The sequence below is a fragment of the Prauserella marina genome, from assembly GCF_002240355.1.
Lineage (GTDB): Bacteria > Actinomycetota > Actinomycetes > Mycobacteriales > Pseudonocardiaceae > Prauserella_A > Prauserella_A marina.
This window is the reverse complement of record NZ_CP016353.1, coordinates 4544214-4560000: the sequence shown is the minus strand read 5'-3', so window position 1 is coordinate 4560000 and position 15787 is coordinate 4544214. Positions and strand designations below refer to the sequence as shown.

The following is a 15787-nucleotide window of genomic DNA, read 5'->3' as shown; positions in this document are numbered from 1 at the left end:
AACCACAGGCCCGGCGAAATTGCACTACGAGTAAAGATGCTCGTTTCGCGCGGCAGGACGGAAAGACCCCGGGACCTTTACTATAGCTTGGTATTGGTTTTCGGTTCGGCTTGTGTAGGATAGGTGGGAAACTGTGAAGCTGGCACGCTAGTGTTGGTGGAGTTAATCTTGAAATACCACTCTGGTCGAATGGGGAATCTAACTTCGGACCGTGATCCGGTTCAGGGACAGTGCCTGGTGGGTAGTTTAACTGGGGCGGTTGCCTCCCAAAGAGTAACGGAGGCGCCCAAAGGTTCCCTCAGCCTGGTTGGCAATCAGGTGTTGAGTGTAAGTGCACAAGGGAGCTTGACTGTGAGACTGACAGGTCGAGCAGGTACGAAAGTAGGGACTAGTGATCCGGCACCTCCTGGTGGAAGGGGTGTCGCTCAACGGATAAAAGGTACCCCGGGGATAACAGGCTGATCTTGCCCAAGAGTCCATATCGACGGCATGGTTTGGCACCTCGATGTCGGCTCGTCGCATCCTGGGGCCGGAGTAGGTCCCAAGGGTTGGGCTGTTCGCCCATTAAAGCGGCACGCGAGCTGGGTTTAGAACGTCGTGAGACAGTTCGGTCCCTATCCGCCGCGCGCGCAGGAGACTTGCGGAAGGCTGTCCCTAGTACGAGAGGACCGGGACGGACGAACCTCTGGTATGCCAGTTGTCACGCCAGTGGCATGGCTGGTTAGCTACGTTCGGAAGGGATAACCGCTGAAGGCATCTAAGCGGGAAGCCTGTTCCTAGATGAGGTCTCCCACCCCGTTGTGGGTTAAGGCTCCCAGTAGACCACTGGGTTGATAGGCCAGACATGGACGCGCAGTAATGTGTTATTGAGTGGACTGGTACTAATAGGCCGAGGACTTGCCCACAAAGCTGCTACGCACTCACTCTACGATTCTGAAACACCACACCCACCCCACCACAGTGGTGGAACCCGGGGTGTGTGTTTGTTTCATAGTGTTTCGGTGGTCATAGCGGTGGGGCCACGCCCGGTCCCATTCCGAACCCGGAAGCTAAGCCCACCAGCGCCGATGGTACTGCACCCGAAGGGGTGTGGGAGAGTAGGACACCGCCGAACAAAAATTTGGGATGGCCCGTTAGAGTTGGTTGAGTAGACCGGCTCTAACGGGCCATAGCCATGTGTGCACACTTCTTATCAATAGCGTTGAGAGCTGGAGGACAGGTGTCCGAGTACGGTCGGCGAGACTCAGGGGACGACGGCGAGTCCGCTCGACCGCAAGGCCGGGGCGGCGGTAGCGGCCGTGGCGATACCGGGCGCGGTGACAACAAAAACGGCCGTTCGGGGCGCCCTCAGGGCAAGAACGACCGCGGAGGACGCGGCCGGTTCGACCGCGACAGCCGCGACAGCCGGGACCGGGACAGCCGCGACGGCCGCGACAAAAGGCAGGGGCGCGGCGGCAAGTCCTACGACAACCGTGGCGGGAGCGGCTACGGCCGGGACAATCGCGGCAGGGACGGCAACCACAGGGACGGCGGCTACCGAGGTGGCGCCGGCGGCGGCAACAAGGGCCGTCGCGATGGCAAGTCCTTTGGTGACAACAAATCTTTCGACCGCGGCAACCGCCGCGACGATCGCGACCGGGATAGCCGCGAGGGCGAGCACCGAGGGCGCGACGACCGGTCCTACCGTGACCGGCAGGGTCCGCGTGACGACCGGTGGTCCAAGGGAAGCCGGGACGACCGCCCCTCTCGTGACGACCGGTATCGCAACGACGATCGGTTCCGCAAGGACGACCGGTCTCGCGGTAGCGAACGATTCCGCGGTTCGGGGCGGCCGGGCGGCGGCGACCGGTACCAGAACAAGGACCGGCGTGAGGACCGCTTCCGCTCCGGCGACAACCGGGGCCGGGGAGACGACCGGTTTACCGGTGACCGGCGTGACCGGCCGCAACGGGACGACCGGTTCCGGGGTGGGGAACGCGGACGTCGCGACGAGAGCCCCCGTCGCGACGACCGGCGATCGGGCGACGACCGGTTCCGCAAGGACAACCGTTCCGGCGAAAACAGGAATCGTGACGACCGGTCCACTGGTTCGCACAGGGGATCCAGGCCGGGCGGCGACGATCGGTTTCGCAAGAACGACCGGGACAACAGCGCTTCCAGGAACGACGACGGCTCCAAGGGCTACTCCAAGGAGCACGGCTCCAAGGGTTATGACTCCAAGCGCGACGACGCCCGGGACAACGACACCAGGGGCCGGGACGCCAGGAACGACGACCGGCGGTTCGGCGGTCCTCGCTCTTCCGGGCCAAGAGGAGAGGAGCGGTCGGACGAGGCCGTCGCGAGGGAACTGCTCGAAGCGCCGCAGGTGCCCGACGACATCCAGTTCTCCGATCTCGACTCTGAAGTTCGCCGCGAACTGCGCTCCTTGCCGAAGGAACTCGCCGAACGCATCGGAAGGCACCTCGTCGCGGCGGGAACGCTGATCGACGACGACCCGGAAGCGGCATTGGAGCACGCGCGCTACGCGAAGGGAAAGGCATCCCGCATTCCCATCGTGAGGGAAGCCGCGGGACTTGCCGCCTACCACGCCGGTAAGTGGGCAGAGGCGCTGTCCGAGCTGCGCGCGGTGCGGCGGATGACGCGCACCGACGCGCACGTCGCCGTCATCGCCGACGCCGAGCGAGCCATGGGGCGGCCGGAACGCGCGCTCGACATCGCCAAGGAGACCGACTCGGCGACCCTGCCGAAGGACGTCGCGATCGAACTGCGCATCGTCGCGGCTGGGGCGCGAAGGGATCTCGGCCAGCTTGACGCCGCCGTCGTCGCGTTGCAGGGTGCTGACCTCGATCCGAAGAAGCCGCAGCCGTGGAACGCGCGGCTCTTCTATGCCTACGCGGACAACCTGACCGCGGCGGGCCGGACCGAGGAGGCCATCCGCTGGTTCCTCCACGCCGCGGATGCCGACACCGAGGAGGAGACGGACGCGGCCCACCGTGCGGCGGAGCTGGCCGGTGACTGAGCCCTCCGGCGACGTCGCTCTGCTCGAACGGCACGACGCGGTATTGCTCGACCTCGACGGCACGGTGTACCGGGGCAATGAACCCATCGCCGGTGCCGCCGAGGCCATCGAGCACGTCCGCGAACGGGGCACCGCCGTCCGGTTCGTCACCAACAACGCCTCCAAGGCGCCGACCGAGGTCGCTGACCATCTCCGCAGTGTCGGCGTCGCCGCCGACACCGAAGAGGTCAGCACCAGTTCGCAGGCAGCGGCGGGCATTCTCGTCGAACGGCTTGCACCCGGCTCCGGTGTGCTGGTCGTCGGAACGGGAGCGCTGGCGGCGGAAATCGACGGTCTCGGCCTGCGCGCGGTGCGCAAGGTCGGCGCCGAGGTCGCCGACATCGCCGCCGTCGTGCAGGGCCACTCCCCGAAAACCACCTGGGTCGATCTGGCGGAGGCGTGCGTCGCCATCAGGGCGGGTGCCCTGTGGGTCGCCTGCAATCTCGACGCGACCCTGCCCACCGAACGCGGCGAACTTCCCGGCAACGGGGCGATGGTCGCCGCGCTGAGAGCGGCCACCGGAGCCGAACCCGTCGTGGCGGGCAAGCCGAGGCCGCCGCTGTTCACGACCGCGGCGGAATCGGCGAACGCGACCTCAGCGCTGGTGGTCGGAGATCGGCTCGACACCGACATCTCGGGAGCGGTGGCGGCCGGTCTGGCCGGTCTCGCCGTCCTGACCGGTGTGGTGACTCCCGAGCGGCTGCTCGCGGCCGGTCCAGCCGAGCGGCCTCGTTATCTCGCCGCCGACCTCGGCGCGCTCACCGCGAAGGCAGGCGATCTGGAGATCGGTCCTCGCGCGGGCTGGCGGATCGATGACACGGGCTCCGTGCTCACGGTGTCCGGTGACAGCGGAGGGAAAGCGCTGGAACTGCTGCGCGCGCTGTGCGCGCACGCCTGGCGCACCGGAACCACCGCTGTGAAGGCGGCCGACGATCCCGCCGCCGCTGCGCTGAGCGAACTGCGACTCGCCTGAGGGCCGCACCACCGGCAGCCGCGATCGGTTAGCGTTGTGGGGTGCACGACGACACGAACCCAGCGCCACGCCCGGTTCCCGGCCCGCCGCCCGGCATGACAGGGCCCGCCCCGCAGGAGACCGACCCGAGGGCGGGTATCGAAGAGGCCATCGCGGGCCTCGAAGGGCTTGCCGACCTGCCGCTCGCCGAGCACGTCGAGCGGTTCGACACGGTGCACACCGAACTCGCGGTGGCGCTGTCGAGCATCGACAAGGTCTAACCGTGCCACGCAGGGCGCGCCTCGATGCCGAGTTGGTGCGCAGGGGCCTTGCCAGGTCGCGCGAACACGCCAGCTCGCTCATCGGCGAGGGCAAGGTGACCGTGCGGGGAATGGTGGCGAGCAAACCGGCGACCGGTGTCGAGGCCGACGCGGCCATCGTGGTGCGCGACACCGACGACCCCGGCTGGGCGTCGCGGGGCGCGCACAAGCTGATCGGCGCGCTGCGCGCGTTTGAGACCGAAGGGCTTTCGGTGAAGGGAAAGCGCTGTCTCGACGCGGGAGCCTCGACCGGAGGCTTCACCGACGTGTTGCTGCGGGAGGGCGCGAGCACCGTCGTCGCCGCCGATGTGGGGCGAGGACTGCTCGACTGGCGGTTGCGCACCGACGACCGCGTCGTCGTGCTCGACAAGACCAACGTCAGAAACCTGACGCCGGAGGCGATCGGTGGACAGGTCGACGTCGTCGTCGCGGATCTGTCCTTCATCTCGCTGCGGCTGGTGCTTCCGGCGCTCGCCGCGTGCGCGCGGCGAGGAGCCGACCTCTTGCCGATGGTCAAGCCGCAGTTCGAGGTCGGGAAGGACCGGCTCGGCAGTGGGGGCGTCGTGCGGGATCCCGAACTACGGGCCAACGCGGTTCTCGACGTGCTCACCGAGGCCGCCGGTCTCGGTCTGCGGGCAAGGGGCGTCGTCGCCAGCCCGCTGCCGGGCCCCTCTGGCAACGTCGAGTACTTCGCGTGGCTCGTCGCCGAGGAAGCGCGGCCCGTCGAATCGCCTGGTGACATGAGGGAACTGGTCGACACCGCGGTCAGGGAAGGACCATCGTGACTGCACCGGCCGAGAAGAGAGAAGTGCTGCTCGTCGTGCATCCGGACCGGGATGCCACGCGGGGGGCGGCGCGCGCGGTCGCCGCAAGGCTCGGTTCGGCGGGAATCTGGCTGCGGCTGCTCGACGAGGAGGTCCGCAGGCTCGTCGAGACCGACGACGGTGAGCTGCCTTGCACGGTGGTTGCTCCAGCCGACAACCCCGCGAAGGGGGTCGAGCTGGTGCTCGTGCTCGGCGGCGACGGGACCCTGTTGCGCGCGGCGGAACTCGCGAGACCGGCCGGTGTGCCGGTGCTCGGCGTCAACCTCGGCCGCGTCGGGTTTCTCACCGAGGCCGATTCCGACGCGCTCGCCGACACCGTCGACAGGGTCGTCGAAGGCAGGTACCGGGTCGAGGAGCGCATGACCATCGACGTCACGGTGACGGTGGACGGCGCGGTCGTCGCCGAAACCTGGGCGCTCAATGAGGCCAGTGTCGAGAAGAGTTCGCGGGAGCGGATCCTCGACGCCCTCATCGAGGTGGACGGGAGGCCGGTGTCCTCGTTCGGCTGCGACGGGGTGCTGTGCTCGACGCCGACGGGTTCGACGGCCTACGCCTTCTCGGCGGGAGGCCCCGTGGTGTGGCCGGATGTGGAGGCGCTGCTGGTGGTGCCGAGCAACGCGCACGCCATGTTTTCCAGGCCGCTCGTGGTGTCCCGCTCGTCGGTGATCACCGTCGAGGTCGATCCCGACGGCTCGCCCGCAGTGCTGACCTGCGATGGGCTCCGGCATGTCGACCTTGAGCCGGGTACCAGGACACAGGTCGTCGCGGGCCGGGTTCCGGTGCTGCTGGCCAGATTGTGGGACGGGCCGTTCACCGACCGGCTCGTGCACAAGTTCTCCCTGCCGGTGAAGAGCTGGCGGGAGCGGCACGCCAGGCCGGACTGACGCCGAAGACCCCGAAGACCGGCACTGCCTCCGAATGTCGGGCCGTGCCGCTACGGTGGTGGCGTGCTGGCCGAGATGCGAATCCAGGGCCTCGGAGTCATCGAGGACGCCCTGCTCGAACTGCACCCGGGATTCACCGTGGTCACCGGTGAGACGGGGGCGGGAAAAACCATGGTCGTCACCGGCCTTCACCTGCTGTCCGGCGGGCGGTCGGAGGCGTCGAAGGTACGTACCGGCGCCGCGAAGGCGACGGTCGAGGGCAGGTTCGAAAAGATCACCGGTGAGCAGACCACCCGCATCGTCACCGAGGCCGGTGCCGACGTCGAGGAGGACGACAGTGTCATCGCGCTGCGGTCGGTGAGCGCCGACGGCCGGTCGCGCGCACACCTTGGCGGACGGTCGGTACCCGCCGGTGTGCTGGCCGAGTTGTCGGAGCAACTACTCGCCGTTCACGGGCAGAACGACCAGCTCAGGTTGCTGAGACCGGCCGAGCAGCGCGCGGTCATCGACCGGTTCGCCGGCGAGGCCGTGACGAGCCCGCTCGCGCGGTACCGGTCGGTCAGGGAGGAATGGCTCGCCGTCGCGGCTGAGCTGAGGGAGCGCTCGACGCGGTCGAGGGAACTCGCCCAGCAGGCGGACCTGCTGCGGCACGGGCTGACCGAGATCGAGGCGGTCGAGCCCGAACCGGGCGAGGACGCTGAGCTGACCGAACAGGTCAAACGGCTCGCCGCCGTCGACGAACTGCGGGAGGTCGCCACCGCCGCGAGCACCGCCGTCGCGGGAGCCGCCGACACCGATCCCGATCAGCCGGGCGCGCTCGGCCTCATCGCCGAAGCGGGAAGGCGCCTGGCCGGTGCGGAGGACGCGGCGTTGCGGGAGCTGGAACCCCGGCTGACGGAGGCCGCGGTACTGCTCGGCGATGTGAGCGGTGAGCTGGCCGGTTACCTCGAATCGCTCGATGCCGACCCCGAACGGCTCGAACGGATTCTGGCCAGGCAGGCTGAGCTGAAGAAGCTGACCCGCAAGTACGCCGCCGACGTCGACGGGGTGCTCGCGTGGGCGGAGGAGGCACGGCAGCGGCTGTCCTCGATGGACACCTCCGACGAGGCACTGGCGACATTGGCCGCGCGTAAGGACGAACTCGCCGAGGGGCTCGCGAAGCACGCGGCCGCCGTATCAGGGGCGAGAAAGGTGGCCGCGAAAAAGCTGGCCGCCGAGATCACCGCCGAGCTCGCCGGGCTGGCGATGGGACAGGCCGAGATCGAGGTCACCGTGCGCTCCCATCCCGCCGAGCAGAGCGATCCGCAGGCACTGCGGGTGGGCGCCGGGCTCGTGCACGCGGGACCCGACGGGGTCGACGACGTCGAGTTGCTGCTCAAGGCACATTCCGGCGCGCCGGCGTTGCCGGTGCACAAGGCGGCTTCCGGCGGTGAGCTGTCGAGGGTGATGCTCGCCATCGAGGTGGTGCTCGCGCATGCCGACACCGTGCAGACCCTCGTGTTCGACGAGGTCGACGCCGGGGTCGGTGGCAGGGCGGCCGTCGAGATCGGGCGCAGGCTCGCGACGCTGGCTCGCAGTCACCAGGTGCTCGTCGTGACCCATCTTCCTCAGGTGGCGGCGTTCGCCGACCGGCACCTCGTGGTCGACAAGGGCACGGCGAAGGGCATCACCCGCAGCGGCGTCACCGTGCTGGCACAGGAGGAACGGGTCGCCGAACTCGCGCGCATGCTCGCGGGTCTCGACGAGACCGAGACCGGCAGGGCGCACGCCGAAGAACTACTGACGGCAGCGGAGAATTTCAAGGCTTCACCCGGAACGGTGAAGAAGGCGGCGCGCGCGACACGCGGAGCAAAAAAGAAGGGCGCCACCGGCGCAAGCTCTTGAAACGTCCGCTGTGGACAGGACCACAGTGCACGGTAATTGCCGGTGCCTTCCCGGCGTGGCGAAGGCTTTTTCACGTGTGCTTTTGTCACTATCGGCTCATGAAACTCACCGGCTTGCTCACCAAGACCAAGGAGGCATTGCCCGGAGACACGGGGACTGCCAGGGTCGATCGGCGCACCCGGGAGCTACTGCGCAAGGTGGGCCCCGGTGATATCGCGATCATCGACGAGATCGACATCGACCGGCCGACGGCCGACGCGCTGGTGCGCGCTGGTGTGCTCGCCGTCGTCAACGCCGCACCGTCCATTTCGGGCAGGTTCCCCAACCTCGGACCGGAAATCATTGTCGGAGCGGGAATTCCGCTGATCGACAACACCGGTGGCGACGTATTGCGCCGGATCAAGGACGGCGGCAAGGTCAGAATTCACGACGGCGGCGTCTACGTGGGCGAGCAGCTCATCGCATCCGGCGTCGTGCAGACACCCGAGAGCATCGCCGACGAGATGATCGAGGCGAAGGCCGGGATGTCCACCCAGCTCGAAGCCTTCTCGGCCAACACCATCGAGTTTCTGCGCCGTGAGCGCGCCCTGATTCTCGACGGCGTCGGCGTTCCCGATCTCGAAGTCCCGATGCGCGACCGGCATGTGCTGGTGGTCGCGCCAGGCAACGGGCACGCGCAGGATCTCCGCAATCTCAAGAAGTACATCGCCGAGCACCGGCCCGTGCTGGTGGGTGTCGACACCGCGGCGGACACGCTGCGGGTCAACGGCTACACCCCCGACGTCATCGTCGGTGACCCGAGCGGGATCAGCGCGGAGACCCTTCGCTCGGCGGGTGAGGTCGTCGTTCCCGCCCAGCCGGACGGGCACGCGCCGGGAGTGGAACGGATCCAGGACCTCGGCATCGGCGCGGTCACGTTCCCCGCTTCGGGCAATCCGGAGGATCTCGCGCTGCTGCTCGCCGACACCCACGAGGCGGCTCTCGTCGTGACCGTGGGCTTTCAGGCGACCTTGCGGGAGTTCCTCGACCACGGCAGGTCCGGCTCCAATCCCTCCACGTTCCTCACGCGGCTGAAGCTCGGTACGCGGCTGGTCGACGGCAAAGCGGTGGCCACTCTGCACCGCAGCAGGGTCTCGATGGGCGCGATCGTGTTGCTCGTGCTGGCCGCGGTCGTTGTCGTCGTCGCCGCGTTGCTCGTCTCCGATGTCGGCTCCGTCTACGTCGACTGGGCCGTCGACACCTGGAATTCCTTCACCGGCTGGGTCAAAGGGCTGTTCTCGTGATCTCTCTTCGCTACCACGTCGTCTCGATCGCGGCGGTGTTCCTCGCTCTGGCGATCGGTGTCGTGCTCGGTTCGACGGCGCTGAACGGGACGCTGCTCTCCGGGCTTTCCAGCGAGAAGGGCGACCTTGTCAATCAGGTCACCGACCTTGAGGCCGAACGCAACCAGCTCAACGCGCGCTTGTCGGACGCGGACGCTTTCGCGGGCGCGGTCGGCGACTCGGTGGTCGCGGGAAAACTGGACAAGCGGTCGGTCGTGCTCGTGACCACTCCCGAGGCCACGTCGGCCGACGCCGAGGCGATCAAGGAACTCATCGGCAAGTCAGGTGCGACCGTGAGCGGCGAGGTCGCGCTGACCGGCGCGTTCACCGATCCCGTCAAGGCCGACCAGCTGCGGGACATCGTGACCAGGCTGCAACCGGCGGGGGCGGAGTTCCCGACGGCGGGTGACCCCGGAACCCTGGCCGGGGCGCTGCTCGGCACGGTGCTGTTGCTCGACAAGGACAGCGCGCAGCCGCAGTCCTCGTCCGCCGAACTCTCGGCGGCGCTGTCCGGGCTCGCCGATGGCGGTTTCGTCAAGCCGGGCGGGGACGTGAAGGCGGGACAGCTCGCCGTCGTGCTCACCGGGGGACAGGAATCGGGTGACGGCGCGGGAGACAGGGCCGCGACGATCGCGAGGTTCGCCGCTCAGCTCGACCGCTCCGGCGCGGGCACGGTGCTCGCGGGCGGGGCGGGCTCCGCACAGGGCAATGGCGCGGTCGGAGTCGCGAGGGCCGACACGTCGACGACCTCGATCCTGTCCACCGTGGACAATGCCGACACCGCGGCAGGCAGGGTCACGACCGTGCTGGCGCTGCGGGAACAGCTCGAAGGCGGCTCGGGCCGGTACGGCATCGGCGGCAACGCGGAAGAACCGGCGCCCGGCGTGCGCCAGCAGCAGCGCTGAGGCCTGTCGGCCTCAGACGGTGCCGGAACCGCCGAGGCCGAGGTAGTAGGCCCGCTGAGCGGGGTAGTACTCGGTGAAGGCGGGTAGCGGTGTCCCTTCGTGGGCGGCGACCAGCAGATCGAGGTAGTACTCCCAGCCTGGGCCGATCTCCGCGACGCCATCGGCCGAGGTGAGGTGCTGGGTGAACCGCAGGGTCGTGGTGCCGTTCGCCTCGGCCAGCGTGAGCGTGAGGTGCCACGTGCCGTTGTCGTCGGTGCTGGACAGTGCCAGCAGGCCGGGTGGTTCGCACGCGTCGATGCGCAGGTCGTACCAGGGCTGTCCTTCCTCGTGAACGAGGCGCACCTTGACCGTGCCGCCCGCGCCAGGGGTTCCCTCCCACGGGCCGAACCAGCGAGCGGTGCGCTCGGGTTCGGTGAGCGCGGCCCACACGTCGGTCGCGGGGGCACGGAACGTGCGGTCGAGTACGAGATCGTGGCCATCGGCCGTGCGGAACAGGTTTCCACTGGGCTGGGGGCTCATGCGATGTCCTCCCTGGGGTCGGTGCGCTCGGGTGCGTTGGCGCGGTCTCGCCGGGCGCGGTGGACCTCGGTCTCCAGCGCGTCGAAGCTGTTCTGCCAGCGGCGGGCCGAGGGATCGGCGTCGCCGAACTGGGAAAGCCACCCGGCGAGTTCGGTGAGCGGCGTGGTGTCGAGCGAGTACATCCGTTGCCGTCCCGTGGTCTCCGCGACGAGGAGCCCGCATTCCCTGAGCACCCGGAGATGGCGGCTGACGGCCGGTCTGCTGATGGCGAAGCGCGCCGCGATGTCGCCCGCCGAGCGGGGGCCCTCGCCCAGCAGCACGAGGATGTCCCTGCGGACGGGATCGGCGATCGCGGTGGCTGCCCTCACCGCAAAAGCGTAACCGATGGGTTACGCGTTTGTCAGCTCCGGCTCACTACCGGTCTCGGCCGGACAACATCGACTGCCAGGCTTCGACGAAGCCGGGGAAGGTCTTGCCGACCGTCGCGGGGTTCTCGACCCGCACCCCGGCGACCCGCAGGCCGAGCACGGCTCCCGCCATGACCAGCCGGTGGTCGTCGTAGGTGTGGAAGAGCCCGCCGTGCAGCGGCGACGGCTCGATGCGCAGCCCGTCCTCGGTCTCGGTGACGTTCCCGCCGAGCGCGGTCAGTTCCCTCGCGAGCGCCGCCAGCCGGTCCGTCTCGTGGCCGCGCAGGTGTGCGACGCCGGACAGTACGGACGGCCCTTCCGCGAAGCACAGCAGCGCGGCAAGCACGGGCGTCAGTTCACCGACCTCGTGCAGGTCGAGCAGTTGCCCCTGGATGGGGCCCGAACCGGTCACCGTGAGGCCGCCGGAGTCGAGCGTGACCTCGGCGCCGAGGTCGGTGGCCAGTTCGCGCAACCACGCGCCGGGCTGGGTCGATGTCGAAGGCCAGCCCGAGATCCGCACCGTGCCGCCGGTGAGCAGCGGGGCGACGACGAACGGCGCCGCCGTGGAGAGATCGGGTTCGACCACGTATTCGCCGAGCGACAGGGTGCGGGCAGGGACGTGGAACGTGGTGCCGTCACGCTCAGGGTCGGCTCCGAAGCGGCGCAGCATGTCGATGGTCATCGCGATGTGCGGCTCGCTGGGCACCGTACCGGTGAGCCGCACGGTGATGCCTTCGGCGAACGCGGGGCCCGCAAGCAGCAGGGAGGACAGGAACTGGCTCGACGCGGAGGAATCCAGCTCGACGGGACCTCCTCGAAGGCCGCCGTGCCCCCGCACGGTGAATGGTGGCGCGCCACGGCCGTCGTCGTCGATGTCGGCGCCCAGCGCGGACAGCGCGGACAGCAGGGGCGCAACGGGGCGCCTGCGGATCGCCTCGTCGCCGTCGAAGTGGACCGTGCGCGACCCCAGCGCGGCCAGCGGTGGCGTGAACCTGGCAACCGTGCCGGCGTTGCCGAGCGCGATCGAGGTCTCGGCTGGTTCGCCTGCCTGGTCGAGCCGGAAAGGGCCGACCCGCACGCCCCGGGCGGTGTGCTCGCTTTCGGCACCGAGCGCGGCAAGCGCTCCGAGCATCAGCCTGGCGTCCCGTGAGTCGAGCGGGTCCCGTACCAGCGTCGGTTCCGCGGAGAGCGCGGCCAGCACATAGGCCCTGTTGGTGATCGACTTCGAACCGGGAACGCGCACGGTGGCGTCGATCTTGTCCAGGGCTACCGGTGCTGTCCAGGCGTTTTCCTCGGGCACCCCGCCACTGTCGCACAGTGCCCCTCGCGGCACGGAGGCGAGCCTTGCCGCGTTATCCGAGGCAAATGGGATAAGGTGGAAGCCCGTGGGACTTCAGCCGCGGACAACCAAGTACGTATTCGTCACCGGAGGCGTTGCCTCCTCACTGGGTAAAGGGCTCACGGCGTCGAGCCTGGGCCAGCTCCTCACCGCTCGTGGTCTCCGCGTCACGATGCAGAAGCTGGACCCGTATCTCAACGTCGACCCCGGCACCATGAACCCCTTCCAGCACGGCGAGGTCTTCGTCACCGAGGACGGCGCCGAAACCGATCTCGACATCGGGCACTACGAACGTTTTCTCGACCGCAATTTGTCCGGTTCGGCCAATGTGACCACAGGTCAGGTCTATTCGACCGTCATCGCCAAAGAACGGCGCGGCGAATACCTCGGCGACACCGTGCAGGTCATTCCGCACATCACCGACGAGATCAAATCTCGCATCATGGCCGTTGCGGAATCCGACGGAACGGGACTGCGTCCCGATGTCGTCATCACCGAGGTCGGCGGAACCGTCGGCGACATCGAGTCGCTGCCGTTCCTCGAAGCGTGCAGGCAGGTCCGGCACGACGTCGGCAGGGACAATTGCTTCTTCCTGCACGTGTCGCTCGTTCCGTATCTCGCGCCATCGGGCGAGCTGAAGACGAAGCCGACGCAGCACTCCGTCGCCGCGTTGCGCAACATCGGAATCCAGCCCGACGCGCTCGTGTGCAGGGCCGACCGGGAACTGTCGGAGGACCTCAAGCGCAAGATCGGCTTGATGTGCGATGTGGACAACGAGGCCGTCGTCGCCTGTCCTGACGCACGGTCCATTTACGACATTCCCAAGGTGCTGCACGGTGAGGCGCTCGACGCCTACGTCGTGCGCAGGCTGGGACTTCCCTTCAGGGACGTCGACTGGACCGTGTGGGGCGATCTGCTGGACAGGGTCCACAATCCGGCGGAGACGGTGCGGATCGCCGTTGTCGGCAAGTACATCGACCTCCCCGACGCCTATCTCTCCGTGACCGAGGCGCTCAGGGCGGGCGGATTCGCGCACAGGGCCAAGGTGGAGATCGTCTGGGTCGCCTCGGACGAGGCGACGACCGAGGCCGGCGCCGCCGCCGCGCTGTCCGGTGTGGACGGTGTGCTCGTTCCGGGCGGATTCGGCGTAAGGGGCATCGAGGGCAAGGTCGGTGCCATCAACTACGCGAGGACGAGGAAGATCCCGGTTCTCGGCCTGTGCCTGGGCTTGCAGTGCATGGTCATCGAGGCGGCGCGCAACCTCGCCGGTATCGCGGGCGCCGACTCCTCGGAGTTCGACGAGACGACGGCACACCCGGTGATCTCGACCATGGTCGACCAGAAGGACGTGGTCGCCGGAGAACGGGACATGGGCGGAACGATGCGGCTCGGCGCCTACCCGGCCAAGCTGGTCGCCGGTACCCAGGTGGCGAAGGCCTACGGTGTTCGCGAGGTGTCGGAGCGGCACCGGCACCGCTACGAGGTCAACAACGCCTACCGCAAACAACTCGCGAAGGCAGGGCTCGTGTTCTCCGGAACCTCGCCCGACGACCGGCTGGTCGAGTTCGTCGAACTGCCGGAGGACGAGCACCCGTTCTTCGTCGGAACGCAGGCCCACCCCGAACTCAAGAGCAGGCCGACGAGGCCACACCCGCTGTTCGACGCGTTCGTGAAGGCGGTTGTGGACTATCGCACCGCCGACCGGCTTCCCGTCGAATTGCCGGAGACACCGGTGGGTGCACGGTGAGCGAACCGGGGACCCACGAGTTCTCCGTCGTGTCCAGCAAGGACGTCCACATCGGACGGGTCGTCGGGCTGAGGGTCGACGAGGTCGTCATGCCCGACGGTTCCACCGCGCGCAGGGAAGTCGTGGAACACCTCGGCGCCGTCGCCGTGTGCGCGGTCGACGGCGACGGCCAGGTCACTCTCATCCACCAGTACCGGCATCCGTTGCGGGACCGGTTGTGGGAGCTGCCGGCCGGACTGCTCGACCTGGAAGGCGAGGATCCCGTCGACACCGCGGCGAGAGAACTGGTGGAGGAGGCGGGACTCGCGGCCGCGCGCTGGGACACGCTCGTCGACGTCGCGGCATCGCCGGGCTTCACCGACGAGGTGGTGCGGGTGTATCTGGCGCGTGAGCTGACCGAGGTCGCGCGCGAAATGCACGGCGAAGAGGAAGCCGATCTCGTGATCCGCAAGGTGCCGCTCGCGGAAGCGGTGCGCATGGTGCTGGCAGGTGACATCGTCAACGGCGCGACGGTGTCGGGGGTGCTCGCGGCGAGCGTGGTACTCGCCGGTGAGTCCGCGAGACCCGCGCACACGCCGTGGCGCGACCGGCCGACGACCTTCGCGGCACGCGTGCGCTGAGGCTTCTCTTGCCCACGCACTCTAAGGTGGGCGCGTGGTCCGCGATACCGCAGTAAGCCAAGTTGTCGCGGCGTACCTCGACCACCTCACCGTGGAGCGGGGTACGGCGCGCAACACACTGGACGGCTACACCCGCGATCTGCGGCGCTACACCGCTTTCCTCGAAGGCAACGGCGTTCCGGAACTCGGCGGCGTCGGGCCAGAGCACATCACGGCGTTCGGGGTGGCGCTGCGGGAAGGCGATTCCGAGCACCGGCCGCTGGCGCAGTCCTCGTCGGCGAGAGCGCTCGTCGCCGTGCGAGGACTGCACCGGTTCGCGCACGCGGAGGGCATCACCGAGCACGACCCCTCCCGCGACGTCCGGCCACCGGCCCCCGCGAAGCGCCTGCCGAAAGCGCTGCCGCTGGCGGATGTGCTGCGCCTGCTCGACATGCCCGCGGCCGAGGGGGAGCGGGCGCTGCGCGACCGCGCGCTGCTGGAACTGCTGTACTCGACGGGAGCGCGAATTTCCGAGGCGGTCGGCCTCGATCTCGACGACATCGACGAGAGCGAGCGGACCGTTCTGCTCGACGGCAAGGGCGGCCGGCAACGGCTGGTTCCCTTCGGCAGACCCGCTCTCGCCGCGCTCGACGCCTACCTGGTGAGAGCGAGGCCAGCGCTCGCCGCGAAGGGAAGGGGAACCTCGGCGGTGTTCCTCAACGCGCGGGGAGGCAGGTTGTCCCGGCAGAGCGCGTGGCAGGTGCTCAAGACCACAGCGGAACTCGCGGGCATTTCTTCGTCCGTTTCGCCGCATACGTTGCGCCATTCGTTTGCGACACATCTTCTCGAAGGTGGCGCCGATGTGCGCGTTGTCCAGGAGCTTCTGGGTCACGCGTCCGTGACGACGACCCAGGTTTACACTCTGATAACGGTGAATACTCTGCGTGAGGTTTACGCGACGGCCCATCCTCGGGCGCTCGGCTAAGCCATCGAAAGTACTCCGTTCGCGCCCGGCGAGCCGTATTGC

Annotated in this window: 14 protein-coding genes and 2 rRNA genes (1 of these 16 running past the window's edge); 13 read left to right on the top strand and 3 right to left on the bottom strand. The window is 68.4% G+C overall.

Annotated elements, in window-relative coordinates:
* The 10 genes from BAY61_RS21385 to BAY61_RS21340 all read left to right on the top strand — a co-directional run.
* Positions 1-905 (top strand): 23S ribosomal RNA (locus tag BAY61_RS21385); it begins 2232 nt to the left of the window's first position.
* A gap of 92 nt (positions 906-997) precedes the next feature.
* Positions 998-1114, top strand: a 5S ribosomal RNA gene (rrf, locus tag BAY61_RS21380).
* Positions 1115-1219: 105 nt separating this feature from the next.
* Positions 1220-3019, top strand: coding sequence for a tetratricopeptide repeat protein (locus BAY61_RS21375; RefSeq protein ID WP_091810236.1), 1800 nt, complete (start codon positions 1220-1222; stop codon positions 3017-3019).
* Positions 3012-4031: an HAD-IIA family hydrolase gene (locus BAY61_RS21370; RefSeq protein ID WP_245865311.1), complete on the top strand. Its 1020-nt coding sequence runs from the start codon at positions 3012-3014 to the stop codon at positions 4029-4031. The genes BAY61_RS21375 and BAY61_RS21370 overlap by 8 nt, the downstream gene beginning before the upstream one ends.
* A gap of 41 nt (positions 4032-4072) precedes the next feature.
* On the top strand, positions 4073-4291 hold the full coding sequence (locus BAY61_RS21365) for a hypothetical protein (protein ID WP_170140142.1): 219 nt from the start codon (positions 4073-4075) through the stop codon (positions 4289-4291).
* Positions 4292-4293: 2 nt separating this feature from the next.
* On the top strand, positions 4294-5115 hold the full coding sequence (locus BAY61_RS21360; RefSeq protein ID WP_091810230.1) for a TlyA family RNA methyltransferase: 822 nt from the start codon (positions 4294-4296) through the stop codon (positions 5113-5115).
* A complete protein-coding gene (locus BAY61_RS21355; RefSeq protein ID WP_091810228.1) occupies positions 5112-6038 on the top strand; it encodes an NAD kinase in 927 nt (308 codons plus the stop codon). Before BAY61_RS21360 ends, BAY61_RS21355 begins: the two co-directional genes overlap by 4 nt.
* Positions 6039-6101: 63 nt before the next feature.
* On the top strand, positions 6102-7922 hold the full coding sequence (gene recN / locus BAY61_RS21350) for a DNA repair protein RecN (protein WP_091810226.1): 1821 nt from the start codon (positions 6102-6104) through the stop codon (positions 7920-7922).
* A 98-nt stretch (positions 7923-8020) separates the two neighbouring features.
* A complete protein-coding gene (gene steA, locus BAY61_RS21345; RefSeq protein ID WP_091810224.1) occupies positions 8021-9205 on the top strand; it encodes a putative cytokinetic ring protein SteA in 1185 nt (394 codons plus the stop codon).
* A complete protein-coding gene (locus BAY61_RS21340) occupies positions 9202-10149 on the top strand; it encodes a copper transporter (protein WP_091810223.1) in 948 nt (315 codons plus the stop codon). The genes steA and BAY61_RS21340 overlap by 4 nt, the downstream gene beginning before the upstream one ends.
* A gap of 12 nt (positions 10150-10161) precedes the next feature.
* On the opposite strand, the gene BAY61_RS21335 is transcribed toward BAY61_RS21340, so the two are convergent.
* Genes BAY61_RS21335 through aroA form a run of 3 tightly spaced genes read right to left on the bottom strand, consistent with a single transcriptional unit; the run spans position 10162 to position 12375 of the window.
* On the bottom strand, positions 10162-10668 hold the full coding sequence (locus BAY61_RS21335) for an SRPBCC family protein (protein WP_091810221.1): 507 nt from the start codon (positions 10666-10668) through the stop codon (positions 10162-10164).
* On the bottom strand, positions 10665-11036 hold the full coding sequence (locus BAY61_RS21330) for a metalloregulator ArsR/SmtB family transcription factor (RefSeq protein WP_245865309.1): 372 nt from the start codon (positions 11034-11036) through the stop codon (positions 10665-10667). The genes BAY61_RS21335 and BAY61_RS21330 overlap by 4 nt, the downstream gene beginning before the upstream one ends.
* A gap of 46 nt (positions 11037-11082) precedes the next feature.
* Entirely contained in the window at positions 11083-12375 is a 1293-nt protein-coding gene (gene aroA / locus BAY61_RS21325; protein ID WP_091810217.1) for a 3-phosphoshikimate 1-carboxyvinyltransferase, read from the bottom strand.
* An 85-nt stretch (positions 12376-12460) separates the two neighbouring features.
* On the opposite strand from aroA, the gene BAY61_RS21320 reads away from it, so the two are divergent.
* From BAY61_RS21320 to xerD, 3 genes are read left to right on the top strand one after another with little or no spacing between them, the layout of a single operon-like run.
* Positions 12461-14161: a CTP synthase gene (locus BAY61_RS21320; protein WP_091810215.1), complete on the top strand. Its 1701-nt coding sequence runs from the start codon at positions 12461-12463 to the stop codon at positions 14159-14161.
* On the top strand, positions 14158-14781 hold the full coding sequence (locus tag BAY61_RS21315; RefSeq protein ID WP_091810213.1) for an NUDIX domain-containing protein: 624 nt from the start codon (positions 14158-14160) through the stop codon (positions 14779-14781). The genes BAY61_RS21320 and BAY61_RS21315 overlap by 4 nt, the downstream gene beginning before the upstream one ends.
* A 34-nt stretch (positions 14782-14815) precedes the next feature.
* Positions 14816-15745, top strand: coding sequence for a site-specific tyrosine recombinase XerD (gene xerD / locus BAY61_RS21310; RefSeq protein WP_091810211.1), 930 nt, complete (start codon positions 14816-14818; stop codon positions 15743-15745).
* The last annotated feature ends 42 nt before the right edge of the window (positions 15746-15787 follow it).

What these genes read in the sequence shown, in the direction of transcription:
- steA (WP_091810224.1), top strand. Translation starts at nt 8,021, where the DNA reads ATGAAACTCACCGGCTTGCTCACCAAGACCAAGGAGGCATTGCCCGGA.
- BAY61_RS21335 (WP_091810221.1), bottom strand. Translation starts at nt 10,668, where the DNA reads ATGAGCCCCCAGCCCAGTGGAAACCTGTTCCGCACGGCCGATGGCCAC.